Origin of the sequence: Bacillus sp. EE-W1, from assembly GCF_009760835.1 — a bacterium.
Taxonomy (GTDB): Bacteria; Bacillota; Bacilli; order Bacillales; family Bacillaceae_G; genus Bacillus_A; species Bacillus_A wiedmannii.
In genome coordinates this window covers 43,470-61,739 of record NZ_WIPE01000056.1, presented here as the reverse complement: position 1 = coordinate 61,739, position 18,270 = coordinate 43,470, and the positions used below count along the sequence as shown (strand labels likewise).

General features: G+C 33.6%; 17 protein-coding genes. 10 read left to right on the top strand and 7 right to left on the bottom strand.

Going from position 1 to position 18,270, the window contains the following annotated elements; translation table 11 throughout:
• A complete protein-coding gene (locus tag GFJ36_RS08065; RefSeq protein ID WP_000495070.1) occupies positions 1-417 on the bottom strand; it encodes a BlaI/MecI/CopY family transcriptional regulator in 417 nt (138 codons plus the stop codon).
• A gap of 107 nt (positions 418-524) precedes the next feature.
• A complete protein-coding gene (locus GFJ36_RS08060; protein WP_002108594.1) occupies positions 525-923 on the bottom strand; it encodes a DUF3942 family protein in 399 nt (132 codons plus the stop codon).
• Between the two features lie 490 nt (positions 924-1,413).
• On the opposite strand from GFJ36_RS08060, the gene GFJ36_RS08055 reads away from it, so the two are divergent.
• On the top strand, positions 1,414-2,112 hold the full coding sequence (locus GFJ36_RS08055) for a peptidase E (RefSeq protein WP_098230230.1): 699 nt from the start codon (positions 1,414-1,416) through the stop codon (positions 2,110-2,112).
• 132 nt (positions 2,113-2,244) lie between these two features.
• Here GFJ36_RS08055 and GFJ36_RS30210 read toward each other — a convergent pair whose 3' ends face one another.
• Positions 2,245-2,544: a zinc-ribbon domain-containing protein gene (locus tag GFJ36_RS30210; RefSeq protein WP_157349526.1), complete on the bottom strand. Its 300-nt coding sequence runs from the start codon at positions 2,542-2,544 to the stop codon at positions 2,245-2,247.
• A 126-nt stretch (positions 2,545-2,670) separates the two neighbouring features.
• Complete coding sequence (locus GFJ36_RS08045) at positions 2,671-4,878, bottom strand: MMPL family transporter (RefSeq protein WP_157349546.1); 2,208 nt, start codon at positions 4,876-4,878, stop codon at positions 2,671-2,673.
• A gap of 223 nt (positions 4,879-5,101) precedes the next feature.
• Here GFJ36_RS08045 and GFJ36_RS08040 point away from each other — a divergent pair, with 223 nt between their 5' ends.
• The 6 genes from GFJ36_RS08040 to GFJ36_RS08015 all read left to right on the top strand — a co-directional run bounded on the left by GFJ36_RS08040 (position 5,102) and on the right by GFJ36_RS08015 (position 11,394).
• On the top strand, positions 5,102-5,650 hold the full coding sequence (locus tag GFJ36_RS08040; RefSeq protein ID WP_098346585.1) for a TetR/AcrR family transcriptional regulator: 549 nt from the start codon (positions 5,102-5,104) through the stop codon (positions 5,648-5,650).
• 412 nt (positions 5,651-6,062) lie between these two features.
• On the top strand, positions 6,063-6,755 hold the full coding sequence (locus tag GFJ36_RS08035) for a response regulator transcription factor (RefSeq protein WP_098346586.1): 693 nt from the start codon (positions 6,063-6,065) through the stop codon (positions 6,753-6,755).
• Entirely contained in the window at positions 6,752-7,747 is a 996-nt protein-coding gene (locus tag GFJ36_RS08030) for a sensor histidine kinase (RefSeq protein WP_098581411.1), read from the top strand. The genes GFJ36_RS08035 and GFJ36_RS08030 overlap by 4 nt, the downstream gene beginning before the upstream one ends.
• A gap of 115 nt (positions 7,748-7,862) precedes the next feature.
• Positions 7,863-8,624: an ABC transporter ATP-binding protein gene (locus GFJ36_RS08025; RefSeq protein WP_000072383.1), complete on the top strand. Its 762-nt coding sequence runs from the start codon at positions 7,863-7,865 to the stop codon at positions 8,622-8,624.
• Positions 8,614-10,461, top strand: a complete 1,848-nt coding sequence (locus tag GFJ36_RS08020; protein ID WP_157349525.1) for an FtsX-like permease family protein — start codon at positions 8,614-8,616, stop codon at positions 10,459-10,461. The genes GFJ36_RS08025 and GFJ36_RS08020 overlap by 11 nt, the downstream gene beginning before the upstream one ends.
• A 222-nt stretch (positions 10,462-10,683) precedes the next feature.
• Entirely contained in the window at positions 10,684-11,394 is a 711-nt protein-coding gene (locus GFJ36_RS08015) for a TraX family protein (protein ID WP_157349524.1), read from the top strand.
• 373 nt (positions 11,395-11,767) lie between these two features.
• Here the strand turns inward: GFJ36_RS08015 and GFJ36_RS08010 are convergent, their stop codons facing one another.
• Complete coding sequence (locus GFJ36_RS08010; protein ID WP_097891053.1) at positions 11,768-13,204, bottom strand: IS4 family transposase; 1,437 nt, start codon at positions 13,202-13,204, stop codon at positions 11,768-11,770.
• Between the two features lie 208 nt (positions 13,205-13,412).
• Entirely contained in the window at positions 13,413-13,622 is a 210-nt protein-coding gene (locus GFJ36_RS08005; RefSeq protein WP_242015940.1) for a YjdF family protein, read from the bottom strand.
• A 653-nt stretch (positions 13,623-14,275) separates the two neighbouring features.
• Between GFJ36_RS08005 and GFJ36_RS08000 the strand changes: the two genes are divergently transcribed.
• Positions 14,276-14,995, top strand: a complete 720-nt coding sequence (locus GFJ36_RS08000) for an exosporium leader peptide-containing protein (RefSeq protein ID WP_157349523.1) — start codon at positions 14,276-14,278, stop codon at positions 14,993-14,995.
• Between the two features lie 879 nt (positions 14,996-15,874).
• On the opposite strand, the gene GFJ36_RS07995 is transcribed toward GFJ36_RS08000, so the two are convergent.
• Positions 15,875-16,891: a Gfo/Idh/MocA family protein gene (locus GFJ36_RS07995; RefSeq protein WP_088610478.1), complete on the bottom strand. Its 1,017-nt coding sequence runs from the start codon at positions 16,889-16,891 to the stop codon at positions 15,875-15,877.
• Positions 16,892-17,003: 112 nt separating this feature from the next.
• On the opposite strand from GFJ36_RS07995, the gene GFJ36_RS07990 reads away from it, so the two are divergent.
• Positions 17,004-17,126: an NUDIX hydrolase gene (locus GFJ36_RS07990; RefSeq protein WP_141542818.1), complete on the top strand. Its 123-nt coding sequence runs from the start codon at positions 17,004-17,006 to the stop codon at positions 17,124-17,126.
• A 51-nt stretch (positions 17,127-17,177) separates the two neighbouring features.
• A partial coding sequence (locus tag GFJ36_RS07985; protein ID WP_157349545.1) for an IS4 family transposase occupies positions 17,178-18,270 on the top strand: 1,093 nt, incomplete at its 3' end.

Below are 18,270 nucleotides of genomic sequence, written 5' to 3'. Positions count from 1 at the left end.
TCATTGATCCTCTTTTTTTAACTGACTCAATTTGTCTTCTAATTTTTTTATTAAAGTCGGATCAGCCTGCTCTAACTCATCTAGCATATGATTTACTACTAAATCTCCAAATTCCCCCATCAATTCCTGTGTCATTTTCTTCGTTTGATTGGATAAGAATTCTTCTTTTGTTTGTACAGTACGATATATGCCACTTCTTTTCACCGTCTGTTTTTCTAAGTGTAATTTCTCTACTAACCTGTTCATAACTGTCATAACAGTGTTAAAATTCACAGGTGATTCTTCACTTAATTTCTGCTGCACTTCTTTAATCGTAATACCCTCGGTAGACCAAACAATCTCCATAATTTTTGCTTCAAGAGGTCCAAAAAAGTGATTTAATCCTTGCTCATTTAATTTATAGTTTTGAGTAAACATAGTATGGCTCCTTTCACACTACAAATTGTAGTACAAATTAAATGAAAGGTCAAACAAGAATGATATACACTAAAATTCACTACCTATAAATACGTAGGCCATTCCATTCATTTTAAACCTAATTTCTCTCCAAATGTCTCAAAGAGATACTGCTCTAATATTTGTACATTAAACTTCTCATTGCGCCCAAGTGCAAATAATTCCCGATCCTTTGCTACGATAGTATCTAAAGGAATAACGACATTATCCACTATTTTTGTAATTTCAATGATGTTACTTTTTACATTTACCTCTGTTTTAAATTCAACATTTTCTAATACGATATGTGAACGTCTTCCTGATGTAAAAAAAGTAAAATTAGGATTTTTCACAACGCCAATTTCAGCCTCTAACGCATATAAATAGTGAAAAATTATATCTCTATGTCCATCTTTTATTATTTTTTCATCCTTCTCATCATCTAAGTATTCTTTCACCTTCGCTGCAAACTCAAATCGAAAATCCACCTTTTTCACGCTCCCTCTTTGTATTTTTATATTAAATAAATATATTGAAATAATTTTACCATATTGTAATACAAGTTCCTATTAAAAGTAAAAAACGATTTGTGAAATCTCTATTATTTCCGATTCCTTTTTAAAATATAAACACTAATTCAATTTGAATTAATGCTTTGTTATATCCATTTAAACATATTGTTTCCATATTTTGAAACAATAGTATGAAATATTATATATCGATAAAGTGAAACTTTAATCAATGGGAGTTTCCTTCATCCCCCACTGATTATCAGCCCTCACCAATCAAGATTTTACGGGCAGCCCGCAAATAGCCGGTTAATTTGTTTCAAATTCATTTTTCTATATAGTTATCACTACCTTTACTATTTCGATATACTTAAACTATATTTTCTACTTATTCATTACATGAGAGAAGGAATGTTACTCTCTTCTATCGAATTTTTATATAACAAAAATGATTAGGTGGTGCTTTACTATGAAATTAGCTGTCATTGGTGGCGGTGATTTACAAGATTCAAATCACTCGCCTATTAATGAGCGACTTATAGAATTAACAAATAAACAGTATCCAAAAGTATTATTCATTCCTACAGCTAGTCATGATGATGAAAGCTATATAAAGCTATTTTTAGACACGTTCGAAAAACAATTACACTGTGAAGTACAAATTTTACGTACTATAGCTGATACACCTTCTAAATATGAAATAGACGAAATGATTCAGTCTGCTGATTTAATTTATCTCGGTGGCGGGAACTATATTCAAATGGTTACAGAATGGAAAGAGCTTAGACTCGATGAAAAATTACTATTGGCTCTACAACAAGGAACGCTCATTGCGGGGTATAGCGCTGGTGCTATGTGTTGGTTCACATCTAGTATCCGATCAGATTATGAAGGTTCTGGTTATATAGAGTGTAACGGTTGGGGGATTGTTAACAAAAGGTTTTGTCCACATTATAATCAATTAAATAGAATGAACGTCTTCCATTCCTTTTTACAAAATCATCAAGGTAATATAGAAGGAATTGCACTAGAGGATAATTGCGCTTTATATATTACAGAAGAATCTTTTGAAATTATCGGTGAACCTGAAAAAGCGTGGGAGTTTTATATGAGCGATAACAAGCTCATTAGACAACATTTTGATATCACTTTAAAAAGCTATCTGTAAACATACACTTACAAAAAATGTCCCTAAGTAACTTTTTATCAAGACCTAAATTGAAAAAAGTCACAAATAACAATGCCCAGACATATTAGTCATGTTTAATATGTCTGGGCATTTTATTTAGTAGAAAAAAAGCTATTTATTCAATTTTGCTTTTCGGCAATGATGGTAATTATTGCCGTTATTCCTGTTTGCAATAGTAGACTCCCACTCATGCCCAATTTCGCATAACCACCAAACTTTTTTATTAGATGATTTCTTTATTTGCGAAGGTGATAAATTTAGATTCTTAGTTGGATGCCATTGTGTAGAAAGTTCAGGCGTCAATGTTGCTAAGTCTGTTTCTCCAATTATAGCTCGATTGCCAGAAAAGTAGGGGCAACCACTTTTCTGGCGGGGCCTTTGATCAACCTTTGCTTCCCATCCACCCAGCACATATCCATAATCAGAACAAGTAATAAATTGCCCTACTTCTGCTGGTTCTTTTGCTCTTGGTATCTCGGCTAAACCCCATGTTGGTTCAAACGATATTTTCTATCAAACCTTAACTCATAGCTACGCTTATCCCACTTTTTTATCTTTACTTTCTGATTTATGCAAGATAGATTCACCTTCAACATCTATATTTGGAAGAATCTTATCCAGCCATTTCGGCATATACCAAGCTGCTTTTCCCATCAATGTCATAACGGCAGGAACAATCGTCAGCCTAACCACAAAAGCATCAAATAGAACTCCAAATGCTAGACTCATCCCTATAGCCTTTACCATTGGGTCTGGCATAAGCATAAAGCCAAAAAATACAGCTATCATGATTAATCCTGCTGCAGCTACAACTTTTCCGCTGTCTCTCATCCCTGCAAGTATAGCTTCCTTTGGATTGCCTGTATGCGTGTAAACTTCCCGCATACGACTTGCAAGAAACACTTCATAGTCCATTGCTAATCCAAAAAGGATACCAATTGTAAGGATTGGCAGGAAGGCAAGAATTGCGCTAGAAGAAGGGAAACCAAATAAATCAAGAAGATTTCCATCTTGAATAACAAACACGGCAAATCCTAGTGTTGCAGCCAATGAAAGGAGGAAGCCTACTACTGCTTTTAAAGGAAGTAATAGGGATCTAAATACTAACACTAAAAGAACGTATGCCAGTCCTACTACAAGCACTGCGAATATAGGTAATGCTGTATTTAGCTTTTCTGTTATATCTATATTGACCGCCGTTGTACCAGTAACTAATAACTCAATGTCATTTTCTGTTTTTGTTGTATTCGACTTTTCTCGAATATGCTTCACAAGATCCTTTGTTTCTATATCATTTGGTCCCGTTTTTGGGGTCACAGTGATAATAAAAACGTCACCAGAAGAATTAGGGAAAGCTGGCGTTACACTCTTAACATTCTTTAGTTCACCAATTTCTTCTGTAATCTCCGCCATTGCTTTTTGTGTCTTTTGTGGGTCTTGTTTTTTACTATCTATTTTTGCTGCCACAACTAGAGAAGAATGGACACCTTCTCCGTATGCTTCTGTCATGAGATCATATGCTTTTCTTTCCGTTGTATCTTTTGACATGGTATCCCCGTCATCGGGCAGTCCTAGGTTCATATGGAAAAATGGAATACTAATGACAGCAAGTAATGCAATAGCCAGGAAAGACATAACTAACGGATGTTTTGTGACAAGCTTTCCCCATTTATTCGAAGGTACTTTGCCTTCTTTTGCACCTGTAATTTTTTTTAAGAATTTATTTCCTATAGAGGGATGAAATCTATGCCCTACTATTCCTAGTAAAGCTGGAAGTACGATGATAGAAACCAATACAGCACATAGTATACTAATAGATGATACTGCTCCCATCTTGGTTAAAAAAGGAATCTTCATGACAGATAATCCAAGAAGTCCAATTATTACAGTGATTCCAGCAAAAACAACGGCACTCCCTGCAGTACCAGTTGCTATAGCAATAGATTCTTTAACGGAATGTCCTTCGCCAAGTTGTTGTCTAAATCGAGTCATAATAAATAAAGCATAATCAATTCCAACGGCTATTCCCAACATGATAGCCACTGAAAGCGAAAGATCCTGCAATTCAATAAAATTAGAGCCTATCATAACTACGAGCATTCCAGTTCCTAATCCTATAATAGCAGTGATAATAGGCATCCCAGCTGCTAGGAAAGATGTGAATGTAATCGCCAAAATTATAAAGGCAATAACTATTCCAATAGCCTCCGATTCACCATTTGATTCGACTACAGTAAATTTCACATCACCGGTTAACTCCGTTTGGATTCCCTCCTCACGAGTTTGTTCAATTTTGTTTAATACATTCTTCTTAGACGATTCCTTTATATCTTCAGCATCATTTTTATAATTGACAACAGCATACCCCATGGTATTATCTTTGGTTAAATTTTTAAGTTGCATAGGGGTTGCAATTGATTCAACATTTGAATCATCTTTTTTAATATCAGACAAAGTATCTGTAATCACTTTATTTACCTGTTCCGAATCTAATGTCTGATCTTTTGGGGCTTTAAAAACTATTTTAATTTGGGCACCAGCACTTTGAGATTCAGGGAATTCTTTTTCTAACAACTTGCTTGCCTTCTCAGCTGGTGTGCCTGGAATCGTTAACTCATCATTGAAAGAGGGACCTAAACTTCCAGCTAGTACCCCCAAGATGAATAAAATTCCTAAGGTACTAAAAACAATACTCTTCCCATGTTTTGCTGCCCAACCACCTAATTTGTAAAGATACTTTGCTATTTTAATCTCCTCCAACTTCGTTATTTACAATAGTAAGTACATGGTTTCAAATGACCTTTTTGCATACATTGACAGTAATCAAATTCCTTTTATAGAATAAGCATAGTCATTATCGAAACATTTGTATTAACATTAGCACTTACACATGTAAGTATAAAAGAGAGGGGTGGTTTTTCAAGCACTTTTAGATAAATAGAAGCTAAAACTAACAAAATGAAAGGATGTGTTAGCGCTGAGAAACTCACGTCAGGATGGTGTATATTCCCAAGAATACATTACAGAAGCTTTGGGTCTGCTGCTGCAAGAAAAAAAATTGGAGGATATAACAGTTACGGAACTTTGCAAAAAAGCTGGAGTTGCAAGAGTTACATTTTACAAATACTATCGTACCATTTACGATGTGCTTAATGCCTCTATGCAAAAAGGTATCGACAAATTTTTAGAAGAAATTACTTATTTAGATTCTCATGATAGTCTTCAACTTTTTATAGAAGGTTTAATAAGTTTTATGGCCAATGAGCGTATCCTAATGAAAAACATAATAGATTCCAATATGTCTGGTCTTCTTCTTGATTATGTTAATTCCGCAATAAAATCTATATTTGAAACAGACAATCCGATCAGTAATAACATGAGCAAAGCTCAAGCATTATTTTTTATTGGTGGATTCTTTAATGTCTTCATTGATTGGATCAAAAGATCGTCAAGAGAGTCTCCTCAATCTTTAACTGAAAAAATATATGAGATGTTCCCAATAAAAAAAGAAATATAGAAAATTTCCCCTTCTACTAATCAGCCCCTTTTTGTGAGATAAAAATAGCTGCCAAAATGGCAGCTATAATCAAAGAAAGTCTTTCTTAAGGGTGTTGAAAATTTATTTAATGTTATTGGCATTCCCTTTCAAATTGAAAAATATCTTGATTTTTCGATTTTATCTCTCAATTGTTAAAAATTACTTAGCATTAGTTTTTTATGAATATTCAAAAAAGCCTATTTAATCTGAACGAGATGAAAACGATTCTTTTAGAGAAGATACCCCTCTTTAGTTCTGATGTAAAGATCATATAACTTTGAGATAAAGATTATTCTTATATAGTATAAGAATGTGTCTCATTTTGACCATAAGTAATAATGATTTAAAATTAAGGTATGAGATAAAGTTAATAAATAAATCGGAGGATGAAATGTATAAATTATTGATTGTTGAAGATGAAATAAATATAGCGGATACACTAAAAGAACATCTCGAAAAATATGGATATCATTGCCTCATTGTAGAAGATTTTCAAAAGGTATTAGAAATTTTTCAAGATTTCCAACCCCATCTCGTCATAATGGATGTTACCCTTCCTGCCTTTGATGGTTATTATTGGTCCCGTAAAATAAGACAAATATCGAATTGTCCCATTGTGATTCTCTCTGCTCGTATGAGTGAGACGGATCAAGTGTATGGCATTGAAAATGGAGCTGATGATTTCATTACCAAACCTTTTTTATTAGGAGTAGTTCTTGCAAAAATTAATGGACAAATTCGTCGTATATATGGCGAATATGCAAGGAATATACAGGAGAAAATTTTAAAAATAGGAAATACAATTTTAAATCTGGACACTGTAAGATTATGCACACCTAATCAGGAGGAGCTATTAACGGTAAAAGAACTCCAGCTGTGTACAATGTTCTTTGAAGCATATCCTAATGTTGTAACAAGACAGCAACTCCTTACAGCCATTTGGGATGAGGAAGAATTTGTAGAGGAAAATACATTAACAGTAAATATTGCAAGATTACGAAAGAAATTAGAATCCATTCATTCTACTTTAGAAATTACAACTATTCGAGGAATTGGCTATCAATTAACGGAGAAACTCACATGAAGTTATTTTTAAAAGACCACTTGAGCTTTATTATTCTTTATATTATTACATTTATTAGCTTACCAATTGTGATTCATCGATTAGATGGTTTTGAAAATCATTATACTTATTTTATATTTCTAGCCTTCTCTCTATTAATCGTATTACTTTTTTGTCGGTATTTACGTCGTAAAAAAATGTATGCACATATTGGCAACAAGAACATCCATACGGACAGTTTCATCATTTATCAACCAGTTGCCTCATACGAGAAAGCCTACGCAACACAATTGCAATATATTCAATCCTTATTTCTATCAAAAGAAGAGGAGTATAAGCGTTCTTTACATGATCAGCAATTAATGATTTCTCATGCTGTTCATCAAATGAAAACGCCACTTTCTGTCATTCAACTGCTTATACAATCTAATCAGTTTAAGGAACCAAATTCCCTTGCGGAATGGCAAAAAGTAAAAGTTGAGTGCGATAAACTAAACTTCTCTTTAAATCAGTTACTAACGTATAGTCGCTCTACTAAATTATTAGCAGATTTAAAAATAGAACCAATTCCGTTAAAACATATTGTGCAGGAAGTTATTAATGATTTAAGGGATTATTTTATTGAGGAAGAAATCTTTCCTAAGAGCACTATACCTGAGCATATATTTCTCTATTCAGATCGTAAATGGCTAAAGGTTGTGGTTTACCAGTTATTAAGTAACGCTGTTAAATATGGAGAAAAATACTCATCCATTATAATCCACTATGAAAATGGGCAGTTACTTATTAAAAATAAAGGAGAAACGATACCTGAAAGTGAAATAAAACGTGTTTTTGAATTATTTTACACGGGAACGAAAGGACGTACAAAAGGAGAAGCAACTGGTATCGGTCTCTATTTAGTAAAAAGTATTCTTACTACATTAAATCATCCATACCATCTATATTCTAAAGATAATGAAACAACATTTACAATAGACCTCTCAAGAAGTATAGAAACGGCTACCAAATAAGGTAGCCGTTTTGAATGTGACAATTTTGTCATATTGCTGTCACGTTGAAAGATGTTAAGAAGTAAAAGGCCCATCTATAATCAAATACTGAAAGATACAAAGGAGTGAGGTACTGATGTCAAACACCATTTTAAATGTAAAAGAGCTTCAAAAAGTATATACAGGAGAAATTTCCTATCAAGCATTGAAAGGTATTGATTTTAATTTAAACATGAATGAGTTTGTTGCAGTAATGGGGCCTTCTGGTAGTGGAAAAACAACTTTTCTTAACTGCATTTCAACAATCGATAGCCCAACTAATGGCTCAGTTACAATTAATTCAAAAAATCCTTATGAATTAAATGATAATGAACTAGCGAAGTTTCGTCGCAAAGAATTAGGGTTTGTCTTTCAAGACTTTAACCTTGTTCATACCTTAACAGTAGAGGAAAATATTTTATTACCTTTGGTACTTGATTCTGTAGAAGCTAAGGAAATGAGCAAACGTTTAGAGAAAGTTGCAATTTTTTTAGGTATTAAAGAAATTTTAAAGAAACGTACATTTGAAATTTCAGGTGGACAGAAACAGCGTGTGGCAATTGCTCGAGCTGTTATTCATGAACCAGGGTTATTATTAGCTGATGAACCAACTGGAAACCTAGATTCTAAAGCGGTAAATGATGTTATGACTTTGTTTGAGTCAATTAACAAGACCTTTAACACAGCTATTTTAATGGTGACACATGATGCCTATGTTGCTAGTTTTGCACATCGCGTAATCTTTATAAAAGACGGTATTCTTTATAATGAGGTGCATCGAGGCAATAATAAACAGAAGTTTTATCAAGAAATTATGGACACACTTACATTTTTAGGTGGTGGACAGCATGAGTTTTAATCATATTGTCCTTCAAAACATCTTGCGCGATAAATGGACATATATTTCCTATTTTTTAAGCAGTGTATTTTCCATTTTGATATTTTTCTTATTTTCGATTGTAGCATTCCATCCAATGCTGGCGATCATTCAAACAGGAAGCACACTTAGCCTTGTAATGATACTTACGAGCTGTATTGTGTATATTTTTTCATTCGCTTTCATCATTTATTCGATGTTTTCGTTTTTGAAAAAGAAAACGAAAAGCCTTGGCATTTTTATGATTACTGGAGCATCTATGAAGCAAGTGCGTAAGATGGTGTTCAGAGAAAATATGCTTATTGCTGGTGTAGCAATTATAACAGCGATTGTGCTTGGGCTTGTAATCGCCCCTTTGTTTTTAATGGTCACCAAAAGGGTGTTACAAGCGAGTAGCTTTGGTATGTATATACCAATGCAAGCTATCGCATTAACGATTTTTCTATTTGCAATTTTATTCTTTATCGTTTCTAAATTTATAACACGTTTTATTAACAAAGAAGAAGCTGTTCATCTGTTAAAAGCAGATGTAACACAGGAAAAGTTAATAGCGCCTGCACCATGGAAGTTGTTACTATCCGTAATTACGAGCGTATTCTTAGCACTATCGCTCATATTAGAAATGAATTGGGTTGAATCATCTGGAACGATCCATTACATTTTACTATTTGTTAGTTCGCTATTAGCCATTTATTTTATTATCACGCAGGGAATGTTTTTATCGATTCGTGTATTACAAAAACGACCGTCGTATTACCAAAAAACAAATATGCTTTACGTTTCGAACATAAAGGCCAAAGGACGCTCACATTCCTATCTTATCTATTTATTAACAGTTTTGTTGCTAGGTGTGTTTGTATGTACAAATGTACTGTACAGTTCCTATTACAATATAGATACGAGAGTAGAATCAATAGAGCCGTACAGCTTTGAATATATCTCACTCTCAGGAAATGCAACGGAAGTTGAAAAGGATGATATTTCATTTATTGAAAATTCATTAGCAAAACACGGTAAATACGATGCATATCATTCAGCATTTAAAACAGATAAAGATCATAATATCGGTTTTATGTCGGTTTCAAATTATAATGCACTTGGCTTTCATAAGGAAATTTCACTAAAGGATGATGAGTACTATGTTGCAGCAGGAAATAACTATGCTCTTCCAAGTACAGAATTTATTCGTGACTACCCGTTTGGAAAACTTAAATATGCGGGCCTTGAGAAACGAAATATTTTAACTTCAGGTTTTAAAAAGATGTACTATATCGTCCCAGATGCTGTTTATGAAACGATTGACTATCCTGTATTTAAAGTATTTGCTTATGAAATTGATAATTGGACAGAAAAGCTCGACTTGTCTGAAACGATTCTTTCCAAAATTTCAACAATACCAAATGAGCGCCTAATTTCTTCTAAAATTAATTTTTACGAGACTGAAAAAACTACAGTGAGCCTCCTATTCTTTATCGGTTTCATGTTGAGCCTTATCTTTTTGAGCGCGGCAATGAGTATTCTTTATTTCTATCTGCAAACGTCATTTGAAGGCGAAAAAGAAAAATATGCAGGAATGAGAAAACTTGGCTTTTCTACGAAAGAATTAGTTACTGTGGTGACTAAGGAGTTGGCAACTTTAATTTTTATCCCGTTTGCACTTGCATCTATTCTTCTATGTGGAATAACGATTGGAATGCGTAACCATTTTTCATCAGCATTTTATGGAGTCACAGCAATAGGTGTAGGAATATTTTTATTGCTATTTGTTATAAGCTTTTTCATCATACGACGAAACTATTTGAAAAAACTAATGAATTAACAATACATGTATTTAATGTTTTAGATACTTCATCTAAAAATAATATAGCAAGTTTACCCAAAGTTTTACTATTCGAGAGGTTCTATTTTTTATAAAAGAACCTCTTGGACAAAAAATTTATACTTTTTTATGAAAGTATATTGTGTATGTAAGAAAACAAAACTGTGTTTTCAAAAGATTAATAGTATCTGAGTAACATGTAAAGTGGAGGTTTTATATATTATGAGGTTAAATGCTTTTCAATTAAAGATTTTTGCAATGATCCTTATGGTCATTGACCACGTGTATACTTACATTCCGGGTATACCAATGTGGATGCATCATCCAGGACGTATTGTAGCGCCAATTTTCTTCTATTTTGTAGTGGAAGGATTCTTCTATACACGAAATCGTACAAAGTATGCTACACGTGTATTTATGTGGGCAGCGATTATGTTTGCAGGTTCAGCGCTAATTCAGTACATGTTCCCAAGGGAAGGTGGACTTCACAATAATATTTTCTTGTCACTTGGAATGAGTATTGTTTTAATTTGTACGATTGATTATACAAAACGTACAAAAAACTATTTACTAGGAATTCCAGCTACCATTATTGCGGCTATATTAGGACTGTTTACAGAAGCAAGTGATATTGGCGTCATCATGACATTAATCTTCTATTTCTTTAGAGAGAAGAAAATGTGGTTAATTATCACATATGTATTACTTTCATTAATAGAGGTACCAACATCACTTATGTCTGGAGAAATTTTTACAGAAATGGGTTTATTCGGTTTCAACAACCAATGGATGATGATATTTGCGTTACCATTCTTCTTCCTATACAGTGGAGAACGTGGTGTAAATAATTCATTAACAAAGTATATGTTTTATATTTTCTATCCGGTCCACTTATGGATTATCTATACAATTGGATATTTTGTGAGTAAATAAAGAGAAAGCTTTGCATAATATGCAAAGCTTTCTCTTTTATTAAAGTATCCTTATTTTACTAGGAACTTATCCCCCTGGCAAAAACACAACTTTGTATACAAACCCTTTTCATCCTATTCGTATATAAAATCCCATTATTTTTCAAGTTTCTAAATGAAGTTGTAGGGAATGCATCTTACGGGAAGTTTTTAGTACATTCAAATTTTGCTTAGCGTGCGAAATTCGCGTTTTGTTGGTGGTACCCCATGCCCATCAAGCTAAGCTTATATAAGTTTAATTTTATGTGAGATTTTTTCTTTTTTCTAAAGATCTAGTGTAAGTTCTTTAAAGATTTACATACCAAATAAACCCTATCGGGTTTCAGTTTTTTTGATTACGCTACATGATTGTGAGACATAGAAAAGTTATATACGACGCCTAAGATATCAAAGACTGTTTTCTTCTCATACCTATGGGATTTTCGTCCGTTTTTCTGTAAGAGATTAAACAGCCGAGACAATATCTTTGTTAATTCTTGGGTGTCTTTTTGTAGAGATTGATAAATAAGTGGAAAATAATCTTTTATCATATAAATCGCTTTATATTCGCTTAATTCTCGTTTCTTCTTGATGAGGAGTAATTGGCGCATTTGAAACATAGTGGAGGAACAAAGAAAGATGCTAATTAATTGTCCGTATAAGTGACATTCTAGTCGTTCTAATTTTACAGAATTACAATGATGAATACGAAAGAATGATTTCCATGTTTTAAAGATAAGTTCAACTTGCCATCGTAAGGAGTAAAAATCGTATACTCGTTCCTTTGGTAGATATTCCAAAGGAATATTTGTAATGTAAAAGTTAATTGCACTAAGTCGCTTACTGCGTTCTTTATAGGTAATTTGCTTCTTATGTTCTTTAGATGCTAAATCCTTTTGTCTACGTTTCATTTGCGTTTCAGTTAATTTGTACAGAATTAGTCTTGCAGGAAGTTTTTGATACATTCCAATATAAATCTCAGGAATTTCATATGTTTCACCTGACTGTAATTGGTCAATGAATTGCTCCATATCTAGTTGGATGTATTCAGATTTCTTTTTTATTGTTCCATTTTGAAAGTATTCAGGTTCTCTATTCTTCTGATATATACGAGTATTGAGCTTTAATCGTGAAATAAAATAAGCACCACACTCGTCTATCGTATGTAGATCTCTTAAATCGAAATATCCTAGATCACGTATACATACATCGTGCGGTTGAAGAGACGTTAAGCAAGTAGAACCATAAATTTTATCATTTTGCTTTCCCGAACCTACATGAACATTTAAAAATTGACCACTAAGCAAATCGTACTCTAATTGAATTTTCACACCAGCACTATGACCACTACCTCCTGAACCTTGATATGTAGAAGCAAATTTATCTGGAACCTGAAAATGTGTAGAATCCAATACACGAATACTACGAAAATAGTTTGTATACAAAGTTGGAATCTTGTTTGAGTTGGAGGAATGAAATTGTTGGTTAAGTAGATACGCCAATATTTGTTGTAAAAACTGTACAGCCCGAGAATTAAAGCGTTGATTGAGTCCTTCCGGACTCATGGAAATGCCTGTGTTAGCTTCTAATCGACTACATAATTGTGTCAATGAAGTATGAGCTATATTTTGGCTTAACCAAACACATAAAGCCACTAAGTCTTGTGCACGATATTTACTACTTCGTTGAACAAATCCTATTTTTCTAGCTAACTTATCCAAAGCATGTGGTGACATATGTCGCTCTAATTCTTTAGAAAATAATTGTAGTTCATCAGAAATCGATAGATTCATACAAAAACGCCATCCTTTCTGTATATTTCTACAAAAAGAATAGCGTTTTTTTCGCTATATGAATACAATTTCTTTTTCGTTTGATGATGACAGGGTGTGAATAAATTCTCAAGATAAAAGGTCGTCCGCTAAATTTAGCGGACGACCTTTTATCTTCCTCGATGTTTTGCTTTTCGTTTTTGAATTTTCAGTTGTCTCTTTTTTTCTTTTAATTCTTCTTTTTTTTGTCATCAATAGAGTTTTTAACACCTGATGTACTATTTAATAACGGAATCAAATCATGAAAAATAAAATCCAATACTTCACTATCTTTTGGTTCTGATCTAAAAGTATATTTACATACCTTCAATTTGTTATTTTCCATCATTTCAACTATTCCAATCCAAAATTGTCCATCAAAATAAATTGTAAGTTTCATTGAAAATCCCCCTTTTTTACTACATGAGTAATGGACATCCCAGGGGGGAAGGTTACTGACAATAATTATTAAATTATTGCGTTCGGACTACCAACCGAACTGTGTTTTTTCACTCTACACTTATTATATTTCAAAATTCAGATTTATAAACATTTAGATAATATCGACTAGGTTAAATTATTTTCTTTTAACATTTACGAAAGCATATTCGAATAATCATTCATTAAATTTCTTATCAATCACCAAAAATTAATTATCATAAGGAAGAGGTACGTGACCTTTTAGTTAAGAAATTACTTATTCTTGAAAAAAAAAGAATTAAATCCCCATAAATAATTGTAAAGATATAAAATTCTATAATTCCCTCGGAACAAAAAAATTGTCTTTTATAGCAACGAAGTTCATTTTTATCGTTTTGGGGTAGTGTATTCTTGTTATCTTGATGGGCATGGGGTATGGGGTAGTAAAAAAAATTAGCTTGAGGGGTATATGATCATACCCCTATGAGAGTAACCATGATTATTAATAAATAAACTATTGATAAAATCCGGTTTATATTTTCGTGAAAAGTGCGAAAACCTAGTAATTTATTATTTTATAGTATGTACAAGCCATACAATGAATAAATTCTTTAGAGAGAAGGAGGTGTATACATGTCAAATAGAAGTGAAAATAATTCAAAAGAATTAAATCCAAGGGATTTCATATCTGCTGGAGCACTTGATCCTAACCTTGTAGGTCCTACATTGTCACCAATTCCATCATTCACATTACCTACCGGACCTACTGGGGTTACGGGGCCTACTGGGGTTACAGGACCTACTGGAGTTACAGGACCTACTGGAGTTACGGGACCTACTGGGGTTACAGGGCCTACTGGAGAGACTGAAGGTTGCCTGTGTGATTGCTGTGTTTTACCTATGCAGAATGTCTTACAACAACTTATTGGGGAAACTGTGCTTCTTGGTACTATTGCAGACGCGCCAAACGTCCCCCCTCTTTTCTTTTTATTTACTATTACTTCCGTAAATGATTTTTTAGTTACAGTTACAGATGGTACTACATCTTTTGTGGTTAATATTTCTGATGTAACAGGGGTAGGATTTTTACCGCCAGGGCCATCTATAACGTTACTTCCACCTGTAGATTTAGGATGCGAATGTGATTGTCGCGAACGACCAATTAGGGAATTACTGGACACGCTTATTGGTTCTACAGTGAATCTTTTAGCAAGTACTGGTTCTACTGCAGCAGATTTTAATGTGGAACAAACAGGTCTTGGTATAGTGCTAGGTACTTTACCTATAAGTCCAGATACAATCGTTAGGTTTGCTATTTCAACTTGCAAAATTACAGCTGTGAATATTCCCTAAAATTTAGATTTCTTAGGAGAATATAAGTTTGAGGGAGTGCATGCAACAAGTTTACATTCCTTACGTCCTTTAAAGATTAAAGAGCCAATTTACCCTTAACGGGGAAAGTCCGGCTCTTTTCTTATTGGGTGTTTTTACCCAAATCCCCGAAATGGGGGAATAAGCCTATGTTATTTAGATGTTATACCCAGTGTCAAAAAGTACACTTTATGACATAGCTAAAAATCTAGAATTTTTCATTTCAAAAATACGACTTATACTTATTTGAAATGTTTCAATTAAAATGTATATGTTTTGACATGTTTATTTTAAAAAGAAATTAAAATCCTTTATTTATAAGGGTTTTGTTACTAATTTTCTTGCTATTCCCCCGTTTCGAGGGGATGAGCAAAGATACCCTTATTCAAATTTGTTTAGCGTATATTTTCGTTAAAATGTAGGCGGTATGCCAGATTTAAAAGACTGAATTCAGTCTTTTTTTGTTTTAGGGGTATTAATTTTTTCTTAGCTTGATGGGCATTTGGTGGTACCCCATCGCTATCAAGTTAAAAAATACATTCTTCCCCAAAACGAAAAAAATAACATGAGTTCTTATAAACAACAGTAGAAATATAAAATTTTGTTTTGGGGATATCTTAAAATCTTAGCTTGATGTGGTGCTACCCCATGCCCATCAAGTTAAGATTTTGTTGCACCCCCAAAACGATAAAACTAGCTTCTTATTTAAAAAGATAAGAAGTGAGCTTTTATCTACTACAGTAATGTGTAACCTTAGAAAATAGTTTGATAATTTTTGTGATCATTTCTCATTTAAAGCGCCCTTTTCTGGAATAAAAATATCAGCTTATAATAGCTGATTCGTTTTATTGAATAATAAATTTAATTTGACAACACGCTATCTATAATTATTTGATTTTCATGCCCATCTACAATGGTTGGTAAGTCTCTGTCTGTTTTATTAAAGGTAATATTTTCGTAAACTTTATCTAAAAAAGGATAAAATGCTGGATAATAAGCCTTTGCCTCTAAAGATAAAGTTGGAATGGTCTGGGCATACGTTTCAATTTTTATTTCTTCTAGGTTTTCACTTGCTTTACCAAAAAACAGTGTTTTATCATCAATTAAGGTTATGGTTCCTAGACTTCCAAATATTTTCAAGTTTGAACCAAATCCGTGGTGAACCCCTGAAATAAGTTGAATCGAAAAGGTACAACTCTTTTTCATTTTACCATGAATAAAAAAGGCATCATCAGAGTCTCTAAGTTCTCCTGGCCCTTCTGGGACGTGAGTATGTATTAAACTATTAATTGTTATAATTTCGTCCTGAACTATCCATCTAAGGCAATCAATCATATGTGTTCCTAGAGCCCCTAACATACCACCAAACTTCTGCTTTTCTCCCATCCATCCCATTTTGTTAGTTTGAAGGGTCTGATATTGAGGGGCAGAAATATGATATTCAAAATGAAGGATGTCACCAAGTTGACTTATAAGTTCTTTGACTTTTTGGCGAGCAGGATGATAACGCCACTCAAAATCGATAAATACCTTTAAATTATTACCTTTAGACGCTCTTAGCAACTCTCCTGATTCCCTACTATTCATTGTAAATGGTTTCTCGCATACTACGTTTATACCTCTGTTTAATGCGTGTTTAACCATCTCAAGATGATAAATCGGAATAGAACTAACAAATACAAGATCCAACTCTTCTAAATCTAGCATTTTAGTCCAGTCTGTATAATGAACTGGCGGATTGTCTTCATTAGATAAATCTTTTGGCAATTGATGGCGCATCATTGTACTAACAGCAGAAACATTCATCTTAGGATGAGTATTTATTATAGGCGCTTGAACTGTTAAACCAAAGCCACCTCCTATTACTCCTACTTTCATTACCTAGCCCCCTGTAATTGCTTATTCTGGAATACTTAAAAGTTCAAGATACCCCCTTTTATTTCCTTCTTTATTCCAGAATATGACCTGATTGTTGGATAAAGGAATACTAATGGTAGTACAGAAGAAAACAAATGAGCCAGAACTTTGGTCTGTTCCTTCAGGTGAAGTAGAGGAAAAGGAAATATTTGAAGGGTGCTGCATTCGCGAAGTTAAAATTATACCCTTAAAATAAAAAAACGCTATGCTTATTGTAAGAAGTTTATGAGAGAGGATGGTGTTTTTAATGAATCCTATTATTTCAAATGAACTGAATCTTTTTGCGCAAGAGCTACAATACTTTTTATCTCCAGTAGTCCTACAAGATATCGCCAAACAAGTTGGCTTTGTACAGCGATCTAGTAAGTATCAAGCAAACGAACTCATTGCTCTTTGCGTATGGATCAGTCAAGGAATTGCTAGCACATCCCTTACACAATTGTGCAGTCAGTTAGAAGTTTCCACTGGGGTACTTATGAGCTCAGAAGGACTGAATCAACGCTTTAATTCAGCAGCTGTCACATTTCTTCGAGAAGTCTTTACTTCTCTTCTCACACAAAAACTCTGTTCAAATCACTCACTTTCTGCACATATAATCTCTACTTTCAATCGTATCCGTATTCTAGATGCAACAGTGTTTCAACTGCCTGATCAATTCGCCACAGACTATCAAGGTTCCGGTGGGAGTAGTAATACGGCAGGCGTGAAAATTCAATTGGAATATGATTTGCTTAGTGGTCAATTCCTTAACGTGCAGCTTGGACCAGGAAAAAACAATGATAAAACATACGGTACCATCTGTCTTAAAACCGTAGAAGCAGGCGACTTGTGTTTACGTGATCTTGGTTACTTCGATTTAGGAGATTTACAAACCATTCATGATAAAGAGGCTTACTATATCTCGCGTTTGAAGTTGAATACACGCATTTATATCAAGAATCCTGAACCAGGATACTTCAACAATGGTACGTTAAAAAAGCAAACAGAATACATCCAGCTTGATATGACACAAATGCTGTCGGGTCTAATACCTGGTGGAACGATGGAAATCCCCGAGGCATACATTGGCCAAAATCAGAAACTTCCAGCACGTGTCATTATTCATCGTTTAACCGATAATCAAACACAAACACGTTTGAAAAACCAAGCGATACGTGAAAAGAAGAAAGGCATTGTCATGAAGGATAAAAGTAAACGTTTAATGGGCATGAATGTATATATCACGAATACGTCGCTAGAAAAAGTACCGACGAACTACGTGCATTCATTATATTCACTTCGCTGGCAGATTGAAATTTTGTTTAAAACGTGGAAATCATTCTTTGAAATTGATGAATGCA

Coding starts and splice junctions, on each gene's coding strand:
- GFJ36_RS08065 (WP_000495070.1), bottom strand. CDS start 417: ATGTTTACTCAAAACTATAAATTAAATGAGCAAGGATTAAATCACTTT.
- GFJ36_RS08055 (WP_098230230.1), top strand. CDS start 1,414: ATGAAATTAGCTGTCATTGGTGGCGGTGATTTACAAGATTCAAATCAC.
- GFJ36_RS08035 (WP_098346586.1), top strand. CDS start 6,063: ATGTATAAATTATTGATTGTTGAAGATGAAATAAATATAGCGGATACA.
- GFJ36_RS08030 (WP_098581411.1), top strand. CDS start 6,752: ATGAAGTTATTTTTAAAAGACCACTTGAGCTTTATTATTCTTTATATT.
- GFJ36_RS08025 (WP_000072383.1), top strand. CDS start 7,863: ATGTCAAACACCATTTTAAATGTAAAAGAGCTTCAAAAAGTATATACA.
- GFJ36_RS08020 (WP_157349525.1), top strand. CDS start 8,614: ATGAGTTTTAATCATATTGTCCTTCAAAACATCTTGCGCGATAAATGG.
- GFJ36_RS08015 (WP_157349524.1), top strand. CDS start 10,684: ATGAGGTTAAATGCTTTTCAATTAAAGATTTTTGCAATGATCCTTATG.
- GFJ36_RS08010 (WP_097891053.1), bottom strand. CDS start 13,204: ATGAATCTATCGATTTCTGATGAACTACAATTATTTTCTAAAGAATTA.
- GFJ36_RS08005 (WP_242015940.1), bottom strand. CDS start 13,622: ATGAAACTTACAATTTATTTTGATGGACAATTTTGGATTGGAATAGTT.
- GFJ36_RS08000 (WP_157349523.1), top strand. CDS start 14,276: ATGTCAAATAGAAGTGAAAATAATTCAAAAGAATTAAATCCAAGGGAT.
- GFJ36_RS07995 (WP_088610478.1), bottom strand. CDS start 16,891: ATGAAAGTAGGAGTAATAGGAGGTGGCTTTGGTTTAACAGTTCAAGCG.
- GFJ36_RS07990 (WP_141542818.1), top strand. CDS start 17,004: ATGGTAGTACAGAAGAAAACAAATGAGCCAGAACTTTGGTCTGTTCCT.